This window comes from Streptomyces cinnamoneus (assembly GCF_002939475.1).
In the GTDB taxonomy this organism is placed as follows: Bacteria; Actinomycetota; Actinomycetes; order Streptomycetales; family Streptomycetaceae; genus Streptomyces; species Streptomyces cinnamoneus_A.
The window spans coordinates 314,882-329,973 of the sequence record NZ_PKFQ01000001.1 but is presented as its reverse complement, the minus strand read 5'-3'; the positions used below and the strand labels follow the sequence as shown (position 1 = coordinate 329,973).

Annotated in this window: 9 protein-coding genes; 6 read left to right on the top strand and 3 right to left on the bottom strand. The window is 72.4% G+C overall.

The window, feature by feature from the left end; all coding sequences use genetic code 11:
• Window positions 1–11 precede the first annotated feature (11 nt).
• Window positions 12–3,530: an NACHT domain-containing protein gene (locus CYQ11_RS01645; protein WP_146104631.1), complete on the bottom strand. Its 3,519-nt coding sequence runs from the start codon at window positions 3,528–3,530 to the stop codon at window positions 12–14.
• Between the two features lie 321 nt (window positions 3,531–3,851).
• Between CYQ11_RS01645 and CYQ11_RS01640 the strand changes: the two genes are divergently transcribed.
• Window positions 3,852–5,078: an alpha/beta hydrolase family protein gene (locus CYQ11_RS01640; RefSeq protein WP_240003405.1), complete on the top strand. Its 1,227-nt coding sequence runs from the start codon at window positions 3,852–3,854 to the stop codon at window positions 5,076–5,078.
• A 14-nt stretch (window positions 5,079–5,092) separates the two neighbouring features.
• Here the strand turns inward: CYQ11_RS01640 and CYQ11_RS01635 are convergent, their stop codons facing one another.
• Window positions 5,093–6,031 (bottom strand): DUF5996 family protein, encoded by a 939-nt coding sequence (locus CYQ11_RS01635; protein ID WP_099199295.1) that lies wholly within the window; start codon window positions 6,029–6,031, stop codon window positions 5,093–5,095.
• A 257-nt stretch (window positions 6,032–6,288) separates the two neighbouring features.
• Between CYQ11_RS01635 and CYQ11_RS01630 the strand changes: the two genes are divergently transcribed.
• The 4 genes from CYQ11_RS01630 (at window position 6,289) to CYQ11_RS01615 (ending at window position 12,236) form a co-directional block, all read left to right on the top strand.
• Window positions 6,289–7,863 carry a GMC family oxidoreductase gene (locus tag CYQ11_RS01630; RefSeq protein WP_099199294.1) on the top strand — a complete coding sequence of 525 codons (1,575 nt, stop codon included), beginning with the start codon at window positions 6,289–6,291 and terminating at the stop codon, window positions 7,861–7,863.
• 118 nt (window positions 7,864–7,981) lie between these two features.
• Window positions 7,982–8,500 carry a hypothetical protein gene (locus CYQ11_RS01625; protein ID WP_146104630.1) on the top strand — a complete coding sequence of 173 codons (519 nt, stop codon included), beginning with the start codon at window positions 7,982–7,984 and terminating at the stop codon, window positions 8,498–8,500.
• 350 nt (window positions 8,501–8,850) lie between these two features.
• Entirely contained in the window at window positions 8,851–10,725 is a 1,875-nt protein-coding gene (gene asnB / locus CYQ11_RS01620) for an asparagine synthase (glutamine-hydrolyzing) (RefSeq protein ID WP_099199292.1), read from the top strand.
• 185 nt (window positions 10,726–10,910) lie between these two features.
• Window positions 10,911–12,236: a CAP domain-containing protein gene (locus CYQ11_RS01615; protein ID WP_099198183.1), complete on the top strand. Its 1,326-nt coding sequence runs from the start codon at window positions 10,911–10,913 to the stop codon at window positions 12,234–12,236.
• Window positions 12,237–12,308: 72 nt separating this feature from the next.
• Here the strand turns inward: CYQ11_RS01615 and CYQ11_RS01610 are convergent, their stop codons facing one another.
• Window positions 12,309–13,535, bottom strand: coding sequence for a cytochrome P450 (locus CYQ11_RS01610; protein WP_099199291.1), 1,227 nt, complete (start codon window positions 13,533–13,535; stop codon window positions 12,309–12,311).
• 665 nt (window positions 13,536–14,200) lie between these two features.
• Between CYQ11_RS01610 and CYQ11_RS01605 the strand changes: the two genes are divergently transcribed.
• A complete protein-coding gene (locus tag CYQ11_RS01605) occupies window positions 14,201–15,085 on the top strand; it encodes an imine reductase family protein (RefSeq protein ID WP_099198802.1) in 885 nt (294 codons plus the stop codon).
• Window positions 15,086–15,092 lie beyond the last annotated feature (7 nt).

The window sequence follows — 15,092 nt, the reverse complement described above, 5'->3', positions numbered from 1 at the left end:
GCGACCCGTGGTCAGCGGATCCGGGTGCGTGAGCGGAGCGCCATCTTGCCCCAGAAGGCGATGAGTTCGTTACGGGTCATGTCCTGCCACGGCGCCGTCCGGTGCCGGATGGGCGCCTGGATCCACCAGCCGACCGACAGCAGACGGCCCCAGCCGCGGCGGTACGGGCGCAGCAGCGCCTGCTGCTGCCGGCAGAAGGGCTCCTGCAGCTCCGCCCGCGGCTGCTGGCCCTTGGCCGGGTAGGGGCACAGCTCGAAGGGGCAGTCCCGCAGGCAGGTGCTGCCCGCCGGGGCGGTGCCGGCCATGCCCACGGTGCGTTCGGGGCGCAGCGGTGAGCGGTCCTTGGTGAAGCACGGCGGGAGATCGGTGCGGTTGGCCCGTTCCAGGCGTGCGTCGATCTCGTCCGGGTCGCCCTCACGTTCGGCGAGGTTGAGCAACAGGAGCACGTCGGCCAGCAGTTGCTGTGCTCTGGGATGGAGGGTGCTCCAGCCGACTGACGGGGGAATCCAGAGGTTGTGCTTGCGATGGTCGGCGGGGTTGACGGGCGTGGAGCCGACGCTGTCCATCGCGCCCTTCTCGTCGACCCACATGTACCGCTCCGGGTGACCGGTCTCCAGCGCGAGGGCGCAGAGTTCGGCGGCCTCCGCCACGAAGGGGTGCAGACGCTCCTTCCCTCCGGGAGTGACGTCACCGGGCTTCCGGCTCCTGGGGTCGCGTCTGCTGCCCGCCATCGACAGCCATCGGCTGACGGCCTGCGAGGCGTCGTACGGGGGAGTGCTCCCGGATTCGGCGGGGAGCCTGCCGGCGTCGTCCGGGATCTCCCACAGGCACAGTGCGTGGATCAGGGTCAGCTGGGAGTACCAGCTGCGCGAGCGGGCGAGCAGCGTCTCGGCCTGCTGCACCAGGAACTCCCGCGTCTCCTGTGTGGTGCCGCGGTGGCGCCGCCGCCGGTTGGCCGCGCTCTTGAAGCCCTGGGCGAGGGCGATCTCCAGAATGAGGGGAAGCTCCGCGCGGTTGCTTCCCAGCCGCTCGCAGTCCAGGTGCTGGAGCCACAGCTCCACTCTTTCCCTGGCCTGTCTGCGGTGCTTGTCGGTGACCGAGCCGACCATCATGGGCACGAGCCACGCCCGGGTGACGTACTCCCGGCGGATGACGTTCTTCTCCTCTCGGTGCCGGTGCTCCAGCTCGTGGTACTTCTCGGACTCCCGGTAGCTCATGGTGGGGTTCTCACGGTTGAACCGCTCGAAGGTCTCACGCTCCTCGTCCTTCTTCGCCTCGTACCGCTCGGTGTACTGCCGCCAGGGGTCGTACGTCGAGGGCGGCGGCCCGTCGGCGGGCAGGGGGAACAGTTCGCGCAGCATCTCGAACGCGGCGTCGCCGCAGGCGCCGAGTTCCTGGGCGATCGCCAGCCGGACGGGGTACTGGGGCTCCTTGAAGGCGATCTTGAGGAACTGCTGGAGCGCCGGGCTCTTGCCGGAGGCCGAGCCGCCCTTGTCGCGCGAGCCGCTGATCGTTTTGAGCGTCTCGCCGAACTGGTGGACCAGGGCTTCCTTCGCGGTGCTGATCGAGCGCTGATCGCCGAGAGTGATCTCGTTCCAGCGGTCGAGGACGGAATCGGCGATCGCCGTGTGCAAGTCGCCGGACTCCGGGTCCATCTGGTCGATCTGCAGTGCGGCGGCGTAGAGGTCGAACGCCTTGACGTCGCAGCGGTCCTCGGCGGCGCCCAGGAGCAGCTTCGCCGGGGCCTCACGCCGGTCGGACTCGGCCATGCGCGAGTTGAGGACGAGGGCGACGAGCAGTTCCTTGCCCGGTCCGGGCTCCTGCAGCGCCGCCTTGAGGTGATCGTCGCCCACGTCGCGCAGGAAACGCGAACCGAGGTACGCCTGGAGGATGCTGTGGGGGAAGCGGACCTTGTCGCCGACCGTCTCGACCAGGCCCAGGCGCTCGCCCTGCGCGGCGTACAGGGACAGGCGGCTGTGGCAGCGGGCGGCCTCGCCCTTGTCCGGCAGGCGCGGGGGGCTGTGGTTCGCGACGATGGTGACCCGCTGCTGGAGCTGGTTCCAGATCTGGGCCCGTGCGCCGCCGGCGTGCCTGTGCTGCTGCCAGCTCCGGAGCCGGCGCTCCACGGCACCCTTGACGCCGTGTGAGAGGGCCGGCCGGTCGGCCGGGCCGATCAGCTGGTCAAAGCGGACTTCGAGGCTGTCCTCCAGCAACCCCACGCACGCGAGGGCGGAGACGACCTCGATCGTTTCGGCGCGGTCCTTGGCGGGGAGCGCGTAGTTCTCGTGGAGATGCCCTTTGACCAGGGCCCGTCTCCACGTGTCGAGGAGGCGCAGACGAAGGGTCGACCGGTCGGCGTGGCGGGTGTCCAGGTCCTCCCAGTCCTTGCACTTGGTCAGGTACTCCAGCCAGTGGTGCTGCCGCAACTCCCGGGTGATCTGGAGGTACAGCGGTGCCTCCGCGACCCCCGCGGTCTCCACGATCCAGTCCAGCCGGAGCTCGTCGGAGTTCTCGTGGCCTTCCGACAGGTACTCCAGCGCCGCCTCCTCGCTGAGCGGTTCGAGGTCGATGATGGCCGCGTCCGACTCCTCCAGGGGAGGGTGCGGCCGGGAGGCGATCACCAGGGGGAGCTGTTCCTCCTCGGCCTTCCGGATGGCGCGGCGGATGGCGATGTCGCGCTCCTTCTGCTGGCTTCCCTCGGCGAACATCTCCTCCAGGCCGTCGGCGATGACGACGACTCTGCCCTCCGCCACCAGCTGCCTCCACACCCGGTCACCGTGCCCTCCGGAGGAGAGGTCGGAGTCGACCATCTCGCAGAACCGCCGGTGTCCCGCCTTCGCGAAGTCCAGCTCGGCATCGTCCTCGGTGACGCAGCGGAGACGGATCGGCACGGGCACGGCGTGCTTGCGCGCCAGCATCTGGGTGAGCTGCACGAGCACCGCGGTCTTGCCCGTCCCCACGCTGCCCACCAGCAGGCAGGGGCGGCGGATGGCACGGTCGTGGAGGGTCCGCGTCAGGACCTGGCACAGCTCCTTGCGGCCGACGACGCGCTGGAGGACCGTCCCCGCCGTGGGGACCAGGCTTCTCGGATCCTTCCTCGCGGTCCTGCTGACCCTTCTCGTCACCTGTGGGTAGGGGAGGAGGAGGAACACGGACGTCGCGAGGCCGAGGCTGAGGAACGGGCCCAGGGAACCGCTGACGATGCCGCAGGACATTCCCTTGTGCTCACACATCTGGTTCAGCAGGCTGTGGGGGTAGTCGACGAGCGCGTCGATCCCTATCGCGAACCAGCACAGGAAGACCAGTGCCCCGGCGTACGCGAGGTACCGCCACAGGGCCCGGCCCAGGCGCTCGCGCCGCCATCTCCTGGGCACCGGGACCTGGAACTGGGCGACGCAGCGCATGCGGGTCACATGGAACAGGCGCACCGCCGCCTGCCACGCCCGGTGCACGTGCCGGCGGACGAAGAGCGGGGTCCGCGAGCGGTGTCGCCAGTCCTTCCCCTGTGGCTGCCTGACTATCCGGGGCATGACGAGACCCTTCTGCTGGAAGGGCGGCGCGGTGGGCCCGGGCGCAGGAGCGCGATCCTGGGCTCATTTATCAGCCTAGGCAGCGCACAGTGAGCGGGCAACTCTCTTTGGTTGCGGGTGATAACGATGCCGGGCCCCACCCGGGGCGTGAGGGAAACCATCGAGCCGGGGCCGGGCACCCCCATACGGTCGCCCCCGTCCCGCGCAGGCGGCGGGGAGGCCGCTACGTCTGAGGTGGCACACCGTCAGACCACAGGGGTACGCCCGGTGGCTACCCCGGGCGGATGTGAGGGTGGGGGAGCGTTGCCTAGCGTCAAAGGGGTGAAGAGACTTCCTCGCCCCCTCGTCGTCACCGCGCTCATGGTCCTGCTCCCGGCCACCACCGCCCTCACCGCGGCGGCGGCCCCCGGACCGGCCGCCTCCGTGTCCGCATCCTCCGGCCACGGCCGGGCCGACCGGAGCGCCCCGAGTCCGCGCCTGCCCGAGCCGACCGGCGCCCACGCGGTGGGGCGCTCGACCCTGCACCTCGTGGACCGCGACCGCCCGGACCCGTGGGTTCCGGAGGCGGGCCCCCGGGAACTGATGGTCGACGTGTACTACCCCGCGCGTGCGCACACCGGCCGGCAGGCCCCGTACGCGACCACCGAGGAGATCCGGCTGTTCCTGAAGGACCGGGGCCTGACGGGCGCCGTGGACCCCGGGGTCCTCAGTTCCACCCGCACCAACAGCCGTACCGACGCCCGCCCCGAGGGCGGCAGGCACCCGCTGGTGGTGCTCTCCCCCGGCTTCTCCGTCTCCCGTTACACACAGACGGTGCTCGCGGAGGAACTCGCCAGCCGCGGCTACGTGGTCGCCACGGTGGACCACGCCTACGAGTCGGCGGGCACGGCGTTTCCCGGCGGCCGGGTCTTGACCTGCGTCGCGTGCGAGAAGGCGCAGACCCCCGCCGATTTCCGGGCGGCCGCCAGGGGCCGGGCCGAGGACATCTCCTTCGTGGTCGACCGGCTGACCGGTCCGCGTCCCGCCTGGCGGTACGCCGGCCTGATCGACGACAGGCGCATCGGGGTCGCCGGCCATTCGATGGGCGGCGCGAGCGCCGCCTCCGCCATGGCGCGTGACGACCGGCTCAAGGCGGGGCTCAACATGGACGGCGGCTTCCGCGACCCCGTTCCGGCCGGGGGCCTGGACGGCCGGCCCTTCCTGCTGCTCGGCACGGACGACGCGACGCACCGGCCGCACGGCACCGACACGACCTGGGACGAGGCGTGGCAGCGCCTGGACGGCTGGAAGCGCTGGCTGACCGTGAGCGGCTCCGTCCACTTCAGCTTCTGCGACATGGCGTGGCTCACCGGACAACTCGGCCTGCCGCTTGCGGACCCCCCGCCGCCGTTGTCCGGGAGCCGCGCGACCGACATCGTCCGTGCCTACGCGGGCGCGTTCTTCGACCAGCACCTGCGGGGCGTCCCGCAGCCCCTGCTGGACGGCCCCGACCCCGCCCACCCGGAAGTGCGCTTCCAGGACCCGGCCGCCGAGCGGCCCCGCGGCTGACCGGCGGAGGGCGGTCAGGTGCCGGCGACGACGGGATCCGTGACGCCCCCGGGGCAGGCCAGCCCCTCGACGTCCCAGCCGGCGCGCCGGGCCGCGGCCCGGTAGACGCTCTCGTAGAAGTCGAGCACCCGGCGCGGGGCGTCCTCGCCGCCCCGGACGTCGTCGTAGTCCAGTACGGCCAGACGACCGCCGCGGAAGTCGACCCACCGCGCCGCCTCGGGGAGCAGCGGCTCGTCCGCCAGCCCCTCGGGTTCCGGAGCGGCGTACGAGTAGAAGGTCGGCCGGGGGAAGGCGTCGTCCCCGAACCAGAAGCCCGCGCTGATGACTTCCCGGGAGTACGCCTCGCGGGTCACGGGGTCGGTGTCCGGCCCCTGCTCGACCTTCCGGTCGGAGAACCGCGTGACCGCGATGTCGAAGGTGTGCCAGAAGTGGTGGACGGGACTGACCTTGCCGGAGTATCCGGCGGAGAACGCCTCCAGGACCAGACCGACCTGGCTCAGCACCTGCCAGTAGCGGTTGACCCAGAACGGATCGTAGGCGGCGTGCTCCGTGTCCTCGGCGAACGGCCGTCTCCCGTCCGGGAGGTCGAAGGGGTGGGGGTGCTCCATGGTCACCTCCACCCCGATCGCGTGGAGCGCCGCCAGCGTCCGGCGGTGGAAGGAGGACACGGACTGCCCGAGCAGCGAGAAGGAGCTCTCGCTGCCGTCGAGGCCGCGCACGACCAGCCGGTGACCGACGAAGTCGAAGTCGATCGTGAAGACCGGGTTGCCGTCCGTCAGCCCCATGGGGCGCGTCGTGATGCCGGACCCCGTGACGTGGTACGGAACGTTCCACCAGTGGTTGCGGCGCACGCTGCCGGCCAGCCGGATCTTGCCGACGACCTGGGCGAAGCGGTGCAGCGTCTCCTTGGAAGCCTTCCATTCCGCCAGCGGGACCGGGGGAAAGATCTCCATCACGCCTCACTCCCGCGGGGGACAGTCGTGTGTCGAGGCTAGGCCACCGGCACGGCCCCCGCATCCGGACGGGCGTCCCGCCCGGGCCCGTGGCGTCCCGGGAGCGGCCCGCTTTCGGCCGCGGGCCGCACACGGCCTGCGGCGGCGGTCCGGGGCGGGCCATCATGGGAGCGCCGTGCGGTCAGGGGGGACCGCCCCCCGCGAGCCGGCCGCCCGCGGCCGGGTCGTGGCGGACCGCCCACCGGGAGGGGAAGCCCATGCGTGACGAGATCCACGACTACATCGTGGTCGGGGCGGGATCGGCCGGCTGTGTGCTGGCCGCCCGGCTGAGCGAGGACCCGGGCGTCCGCGTCCTGCTCGTGGAGGCCGGACCCGTGGACGACGCACCGGAAATCCACATTCCGGCGGCGTTCGCGAAGCTGTTCCGGACGAAGTACGACTGGGACTACAGCACGGAGCCCGAACCGGGGCTGGGCGGACGGCGCCGCTACCTCCCGCGCGGCCGGACGCTCGGCGGCTCGTCGTCCATGAACGCCATGATCTACATCCGCGGCAACCGCAGGGACTACGACGCCTGGTCCGACGCCGGGGCCAAGGGATGGAGCTGGGACGAGGTCCTCCCCTACTTCCTGCGCGCCGAGGACCACCACGGCGGGCCGTCCCAGTGGCACGCGGTCGGCGGCCCGCTGCCCGTCAGCGAGGGCCGTTCGCTGAGCCCGCTCATGGCCGCCTACGTGGAAGCCGCCCAGCAGGCGGGCCACCCGTTCAACCCCGACTTCAACGGGCCCGAGCAGGACGGCGTCGGCTTCTACGAGCTCACGCAGCGGAACGGACTGCGGTGCAGCACCGCCGACGCGTACCTGCGTCCCGCCATGGAACGGCCGAACCTCACCGTGCTGCCGGACACCCAGTGCACCCGGCTGCTGTTCTCCGGGGACAGGGCCGTCGGCGTCGCGGCCGAACGGCACGGGGAAGCGCTGCACCTGCGGGCCGGGCGGGAGGTCGTCCTCGCGGCCGGCGCCTACAACTCCCCGCAGCTGCTGATGCTTTCCGGCATCGGGATCGCCGCGGAGCTCGCGGCCCTCGGCATCACCTCCCGCGTGGACCTCCCCGTCGGGGAGAACCTCCAGGACCACGGGCACATCCCCCTCATCCACCTCACCGACACCGAGTCGCTGATGGCCGCGGAGTCCCCGGAGAACATCGCGCTGCTGGAGTCGGAGGGCCGGGGGCCGCTCACCTCCAACGCCGGGGAGGCGGGCGGCTTCGTCCGTACGCGCGACGACCTGGACGCACCGGACGTGCAGCTCCACGCCGTGCCCGCGATGTTCCACGAGGAGGGCCTCGCGGCCCCGGTCGCCCACGGCTTCCACCACGGCGCGGTGCTGCTGGACGCCACCAGCCGCGGCAAGGTCTCCCTCCGGTCCGCGCTGCCCAGCGCCAAGCCCCGCATCCTGCACCGCTACCTGTCCACGGAGGAGGACCGCGCGGCGGCGGTACGGGCCCTGCGGGTCCTGCTCGCCATCGCGGACGCGCCCGCCCTGCGCGCGCACCGGCGCTCCGACCACCTGGTGCCGCGCTCGGACGGCGACGCGGACCTCCTCGACTTCGCCCGGCGCGAGCTGCACACCCTCTACCACCCCGCCGGCACCTGCGCGATGGGCCCGGTCGTCGACTACGAACTGAGGGTGCACGGAGTGCGCGGACTGCGCGTGGCCGACGCCTCCGTGATGCCGACGCTCGTCCGGGGGAACACCAACGCGCCCACGATCATGATCGCCGAGAAGGCCGCCGACCTGATCCGCGGCGTCGAGTCGGTCCCCGCTCGCTGACCCCCCGCTCCGCTCCGGCGGCCCCACCAGGACGAACACCAGGCTGGTCAGTTCATATGCTTCCGCGGGGGAGGGTGGCGGTATCCGAACAGGACACACCCGAGCAGGTGACATATTGATGTCGACCCGTGGTCACGACGGCTTCCGTCTGCGCGGCGCGCGACGATGGCAGGGCCGGGGCGAACCGTGTGCCCCGAGCGTGAACCGCTTCCTCATGGAGGACCTCATGTACGCCGCAGAGTTGGCCGCCAGGGTGCTTGATCCGACAGACCAGGAGGAGCGTCTGGCCGAGGATTACACCACCGTCCTCGAGGCCCTCTCCGCCATGGACCATGCCCTGCGCGAAGGCGCCTGGCACCGCATGCGCGAAGAGGCCGACCGGCTGATGAGCGCGGCCGAGGAAGTATGGTCGACCCTTTCCGCGACCGGGTCCGAACTGGACGACGTGGACGGCACCGACGACGTCTGCGCGTCGGCGGACAGCGCGAAGGTGCGCCAGCTGGTCGCCGTCTACGCCGGGCAGCACTCGGTCGGCAGCGCCCTCCACCCGGCCTCCGTGATCGAGGACGTCCACCTGCGGCAGGCGGTCGAGGACGAAGCCAGGCTCATCGACCCCCAGCCCGTCGCCGTCGGCTGACACCACCCGCGAACGGCCCTGCCCACCGGAGGCTAGAGCACCTCTTTGGGCAGGGCCGTTCCGCATGCCCGGCCGCCGGACGCGACCACGGACGGCGGCCCGTACGCCCCTCTGCCTCACGAAACATGACGTTCGTTCCGCTGTGAGCTTCCCGGTATGGACTTCATGAACGCGACTCCTCGGTCCACCATGATCAAGTAAGGCTGGACACGCTGCGGCGGGCGGCCCGGAAGGGAAGCCCCGCCCGGTACGAAGCATCGGTGCCCGCGGTCTCGACGCCGCCGGCCCGCGCGACGGCCCGTGGTGCGCCCCGGCACCCACCGACCGAGAACGAAAGAGAGCAGAGAACGATGTGCGGCATCACCGGATGGGTCGACTTCTCCCGCGACCTCACCACCGGCTCCTCGGCGCCGGTCCTCGACGCCATGACCGACACGCTGGCTGCCAGAGGGCCCGACGCCCGCGGCACCTGGCTGGACACCCACGCCGCACTGGGGCACCGGCGGCTGGCGATCATCGACCTCGAGCACGGCGCCCAGCCGATGTGCACGCCGGAGCACGGCCCCGGCGGCCTGCCGCGCGCGGTCATCTCCTACGGCGGCGAGATATACAACTTCCGCGAACTGCGTGAGGAACTGGTCCTCCTCGGGCACCGGTTCACCACCCGCAGCGACACGGAGGTCGCGCTGCGCGCCTACCTCCAGTGGGGCGACGACTTCGCGCGCCGGCTCAACGGCATGTACTCCATAGCCGTCTGGGACACCGCCCGCGAGGAACTGCTGCTCGTACGGGACCGGCTGGGCGTCAAGCCGCTCTTCTACCACCCCACGGCGGACGGCGTCCTCTTCGGCTCCGAGCCCAAGGCGATCCTCGCGAACCCCCTGGCCCGGGCGGAGGCCGGCGCGGAGGAACTCTGCGACGCCCTCCTCTTCCTGCGCAGCCCCGGCCGCGTCCCCTTCCGCGGCATGAGCGAGCTCAAGCCCGGCCACCTGCTCAAGGTCCGCCGCGACGGCATCACCGAGGAGCGCTACTGGACGCTGGAGTCCCGCCCGCACACCGACGACCTCAAGACCACCGTCGCCACCGTCCGCGAACTGCTGGACGACATCGTCCCGCGGCAGATGGTCGCCGACGTGCCGCTGGTCTCCCTGCTGTCGGGCGGCCTGGACTCCAGCACGGTGACCGCCCTGGCGGCCCGGGCCCGCGCCGCCGACGGCGGCTCGCTCTCCACCTTCTCCGTCGACTTCACCGGCCACACCGAGAACTTCCGGGCAGACGCGATCCGTCCCACGCCCGACGGGCCGTACGCCCTGGAGGTCGCCCGGCACGTCGGCAGCGACCACCACCCGATCGTCCTCGACCGTGCCGGGCTCCTCGACCCGGCCGTACGGCGAACCGTCCTCGGCGCCTGGGACCTGCCGTTCAACTTCGCGGACCTGGACGTCTCCCTCTACCTGCTCTTCGCCGCCGTCCGCGAGCACGCGACCGTGGCCCTGTCCGGGGAGGGGGCCGACGAGGTGTTCGGCGGCTACCTGTGGTTCTCCGACCCCGGCGCGCGCAGCGCGGAGACCTTCCCCTGGCTCAAGCTGGGCGCCCACCGGGGCCTCGACCCGCGGTCGCTCTTCCACCCCTGGTTCGTCGACGGCATCGACCTCGGCGAGTACGAGGCCGACCTCTACCGCACCGCGCTCGCCGAGGTCCCGCTGCTCGACGGCGAGGGCGCCGAGGACCGGCGCACCCGCGAACTGGGCTACCTGACCCTGACCCGGTGGCTGCCGATCCTGCTCGACAAGAAGGACCGGATGGGCATGGCCAGCGGCCTGGAGGGCCGGGTGCCGTTCTGCGACCACCGCCTGGTCGAGTACGTGTTCAACATCCCCTGGGACATGAAGACCTACACGGGCCAGGAGAAGGCCCTGCTGCGCGCGGCCGCCGCCGACCTGCTGCCGGAGTCGGTGCTGCGCCGCACGAAGGCCGCCTACCCCTCCATCCAGGACCCGGCCTACGACCAGGCCCTGATCACCGGCCTCACCGCGGCGGCGGGCGACGGCGACGCGCCCCTGAGCCCCTTCCTCGACGCGGACGCCGTACGGCGGATGACGGACAAGACCGCCACGGGCAGCCTGTCCGAATTCGAGCGGATCCTCGTGGAGTCCACCGTCCGGCTGGACGACTGGACGCGCACCTACCAGGTCGCCCTGACCGGAGTGAAGGGAGCGGCCTGACGCCCGGCCGGCCCGGCCGGCCCCGGCGCGGGGGCGGCGGCGGGCCGGCACCGGGGACACCCGGCGGCCCGCGGCGGGGCCGCCCCGGCTCCGCGCCGTGGTCCCCACCGGGCCCCGGGAGAGCGGCCCGGTCCGGAACCGCCCCGGCCCGTGGTGCGTTCCTCCTCCTGGAGGGGAGCGGCGAGATGAGTGAGCTGGTGGCCGGTGGGAACCGGGCGCTGCCCGCGGGCGCGCTGTCGATCCGGGTGCCCGGTCCGTTCGACCTGTCGGTGCTCATCACCGGCGCGGAGGGCAGGGCGTCGGGAGACGAGGACTTCGTGTTCTTCAACCAGCCGTCGGCGCCCGGCGCGCGGCTGGACGGGGACACCGTCACCGTCGACCCGGCACGGCTGCGCCCCGGTGCCGCCCGCGTCACGCTGGTCCTCAGCCCGGCCGACGCCCGTACGCCGCTGGCGTCGCTGCCCGCACCGGTCATGACTGTCACCGGCCGGGAAGGCCGGGTGCTGGCCCGGTTCAGCCCGCCGCGGCCCACCAGCGAGACCGTCCTGCTGCTCGCCGAGCTCTACCGGCGCGACGCCGGCTGGAAGGTACGGGCCCTGGGGCAGGGGTACGCGGAGGGACTGGCCGGGGTGGCCCGCGACTTCGGCATCGAGGTCCAGGACGACGCGGACGCGTCCCCGGCGCCGCCTCCGCTCCCCGCGCGGGCCCCCGGCCCGGCACCGGGGAGCGACGTCGACGGCTTCCTGGGCCTGGTCAACGCCGAGCGGTCACGGGCGGGCGTACGGCCGATGACGGTGGACGCGCGGCTGGTGGCCGCCGCCCACGCCCATGCCGTGGACATGGCCGCGCACGGCCGTCTCTCCGTCGACGGCCCCGCGGGCGTCTCGCTCTTCCAGCGCGTGACCGGCGCCGGCTACGCCTACGTCCTCCTGACCGAGCACCTGGTCTCGGGGCCGCGCACGGCGGCGGAGTTCGTCGACTACTGCCTGGCGGGCCGGGACCGCCGGGGCCCGTTCACCGACGGGGCGCTGACGCACGTCGGACCGGGCCGCGCGGTGGACCGCGGGTCCGGGCAGACGTACTGGACGGTGCTGTGGGCCCAGCCGTACTCGGTGGCCGGCGTCGAGTGGGCGGTGGCGGAGGTCCTCGCCCTCACCAACGCGGAACGCGCCGCGGCGGCCTTGCCCCCGCTGACCGCCGACCGGCGTCTGGCCGTGGCCGCGCAGGCGCACAGCGCCGACATGGTGGGCCGCGACTTCTACGCCCACACCACCCCCGAAGGGCGCGAGCCCTGGGACCGCGCGCGGTCCGCGGGCGCTCCGCACCGGGCGATCGGTGAGAACATCGCCTGCGGTCAGCGCACGCCGGCCGAGGTCGTCCGGGGCTGGATGAACAGCCCCGGCCACCGCGCCAACATCCTCACGCCGGGCTTCACCCACCTGGGCGTGGGCTACGCCACGGGGGGCCGCGCCGGCACGTACTGGACCCAGGTCTTCGGCGGGTCCGGCTGAGAGGCGGCGGGCCCGCTCAGCCCGGCGGCGCCCCGGCCGCCCGCACAGCCTCCGTGAGGTGGAGCGGCGCCCTCACCACTCGACCAGCAGCCGGGCCGGGGCCACGACGTTGATGCTCGGCTCGTACACCCGCTCCTGGCCGGGGACCAGACGCAGGCGGGGGTGGCGCCGCATGAGCGCGCTGACGCCGGCTCGCGCCACGATCCGGGCCAGGTTGGCTCCCAGGCAGTAGTGCAGCCCTTGGGAGAAGTGCAGGCTGCCGGCCATCCGCGGGCGGTGCGGATCGAAGGCGTCGGGCTCGGGGAAGCGCCTTTCGTCGCGGTTCGCCGAGGCCGTCATGACCCACAGGACCGAGCCCGCCGGGACGGGCACGCCACCCACCTCGGTGTCGGCCGCGGTCATCCGGAACACCCCCAGGGCCGGCCCCGAGCGGCGGAGCGCCTCACTGAACAGACCGTCGAAGCAGCCGGGGTCCTCCCGCAGCGACTGCCAGCGGCGCGGATCCTCCAGCAGTTCGTCGAACAGGGTGACCAGGGCGAAACTGGTCGGGCGGAAACCGGCGGTGACGACGTCGAAGCTGAGGAAGCTGATCAGCTCCTGCTCGGTGTAGTCGGCCTCGCCCCGGGCCACCTTGCGGGTGAGCAGGCTGATCAGGTCGTCCCGGGGGTCCCGGCGCCGCGCGGCGAGGAGAGCGGACAGGTACTGCTCCCATTCCAGCAGGTCGTGGGCGTAGTCGAGTTGGAGGTGCGCGGGAGGCCGGCCGAAGAAGAACTCGTTGACCGCGCGGTGGTAGCGCAGGATGCGGTCGTGGTCCTCGGCGGGGAACCCGGCCAGGGCGATGACGACGCTGTTCGCCAGCGGACGGGCGTACGCCTGCACGAGGTCGACGGGCGGCTCGGCCGGCACCTCCTCCGCCCGCAGGCCGGCTATCTCCTCGATCCGGGGCTCCAGGAGCCGGGCGCCCTTCGCCGAGAAGTACGGCACGACCGGCTTGCGCAGCCGCTCGTGCGCCGGGGACCCGTCGAAGCCCATGTTGGGCGCGGTGAACGTGCTGGTGCTCGCGAGGACCTCGCGGACTTCCGGCGGGTAGCTCGACATGATGATGGACCGGGTCGAGGCGGGGAAGAGCTCCGCGTTCTTGAGGATCTCCGTCACGTCGTCGTAGCGGGACACGATCCACATGTGCAGGTCCTCGCTGAAGAAAACCGGCGCCTCGTCCCGGAGGCTCTTCATCACCGGGTGCAGGTCGGCCGAACCGTGCGAGAGGAAGGTGGCCGCCACCGACTCGGACGAGAGCAACGGGCAGCCTTCCGCCCCGGCATCCGTCCGGGTCTCGGAACTGATGGACTCTGGCAACGTCGAACCTCACTCACGATCGTCCCCGTAAGGCCGGTGGCGGAGGATGCCGGCACCGATCCCTCTTTCAGGGGGCTTGACGCCGTGACGGGACCCTTCAGATGCGCCCCTCTTGACGAGCGGGCTGGTCCCTGTCCGTGTGAGCAAAGTCCTCTTGACGCGGGCTCGTCGGAGGAAAGGGCGGGTGAGGGGGAGCCGGGAACGGTGTTTTCCCTCACCGGGCGGTCACGGCAGTCGAGGACCTTCACAGGGACATCTGCCGCCGCACCCGCGGCGGACGCATGGAACGGCGGTTCACCTGACGCGGCCGGTGGACGTCCCCCTCAACCTCCGTAGGCCAGTAGACGCGCCACGGGCGGCAGATACGTCCTTCCGGGGTGAACCACGGCCTGCCCAGGGCGGGTTCACGGACGGTGGGCGCGTCTGCTCGGAGCTGGCCGTTCCGGTGGGGCGTCTGCCGCCGCGGCCGTACCGCGGGGGAGACAGCAGGGGAGGGCCGGGGGCGTGGTGGCCCGGGACTCTTCGCCCATGCGGGACACTGGGTAAGGGATGGCTATTCAGGGGGAGTTGTCGGCTTTCTCGTCAGAGTTCTGTCAAACGGGGGAAACATGGATACGAACGTGAGCGTGCTCGGTCTCGGGCGGATGGGCGCGGCACTGGCCGGGGCGTTCCTGGCGGCCGGCCACCGGACCACCGTCTGGAACCGCACGGCGGGCACGGCGGACACCCTGGTGGAGAAGGGCGCGGTGAAGGCCGGCTCGGCCGCCGAAGCCGTCGCCGCGAGCCCCGTCACCGTCGTGTGCCTGGCGTCGTACGAGGCCGTCCTCGAGGTCCTCGACCCGCTGGCCGGCGAACTCGCCGGCCGCAGCCTGGTCAACCTCACCTCGGGCTCCCCGCCGCACGCGCGGGAGAGGGCCGCCTGGGCGCGGCGGTACGCCGCCGAGTACCTCGACGGCGTGGTCATGACGACGTCGTCCAGCGTGGGGAACGGGGACCACCTGGTGCTGTACAGCGGTTCGCGCGCCGCCTTCGACGACCACCGCGACGTGCTCGCCGCCCTGGCCGAGCCGGTGCACCTGGGCACCGACGCCGCCCTGGCGTCCGTGTACGACACGGCGCTGCTCGGCCTGATGTGCTCCACGCTGACCGGCTGGCTGCACGGCGTGGCGCTCGTCGGCGCCGACGGCCCCGGGGGGAACGAGACGGCGACCGCGTACACCGACGTGGCCACGCGGTGGATGCGGAGCGTCGGCGGCCTGATGACCGCCTACGCCCGCCAGATCGACGCGGGGCGGTACCCGGGCGGGGACCTGACGTTGGACCTGCACCGCTCGACGACGGACCTCCTTGTCCACGCGAGCGAGCTGCGAGGCGTGGAGACCGGGCTGCCCCGGCTGTTGCGGGACCTGACCGGGCGGGCGACGGCGGCCGGACACGGCGATGACAGCTACGCCCGTCTGATCGAGTTCATGCGGACGGACGACCAGGGGTGAACGCCCT

Coding starts and splice junctions, on each gene's coding strand:
- CYQ11_RS01615 (WP_099198183.1), top strand. CDS start 10,911: ATGAGTGAGCTGGTGGCCGGTGGGAACCGGGCGCTGCCCGCGGGCGCG.
- CYQ11_RS01635 (WP_099199295.1), bottom strand. CDS start 6,031: ATGGAGATCTTTCCCCCGGTCCCGCTGGCGGAATGGAAGGCTTCCAAG.
- CYQ11_RS01630 (WP_099199294.1), top strand. CDS start 6,289: ATGCGTGACGAGATCCACGACTACATCGTGGTCGGGGCGGGATCGGCC.
- CYQ11_RS01625 (WP_146104630.1), top strand. CDS start 7,982: ATGTCGACCCGTGGTCACGACGGCTTCCGTCTGCGCGGCGCGCGACGA.
- asnB (WP_099199292.1), top strand. CDS start 8,851: ATGTGCGGCATCACCGGATGGGTCGACTTCTCCCGCGACCTCACCACC.
- CYQ11_RS01645 (WP_146104631.1), bottom strand. CDS start 3,530: ATGCCCCGGATAGTCAGGCAGCCACAGGGGAAGGACTGGCGACACCGC.
- CYQ11_RS01605 (WP_099198802.1), top strand. CDS start 14,201: ATGGATACGAACGTGAGCGTGCTCGGTCTCGGGCGGATGGGCGCGGCA.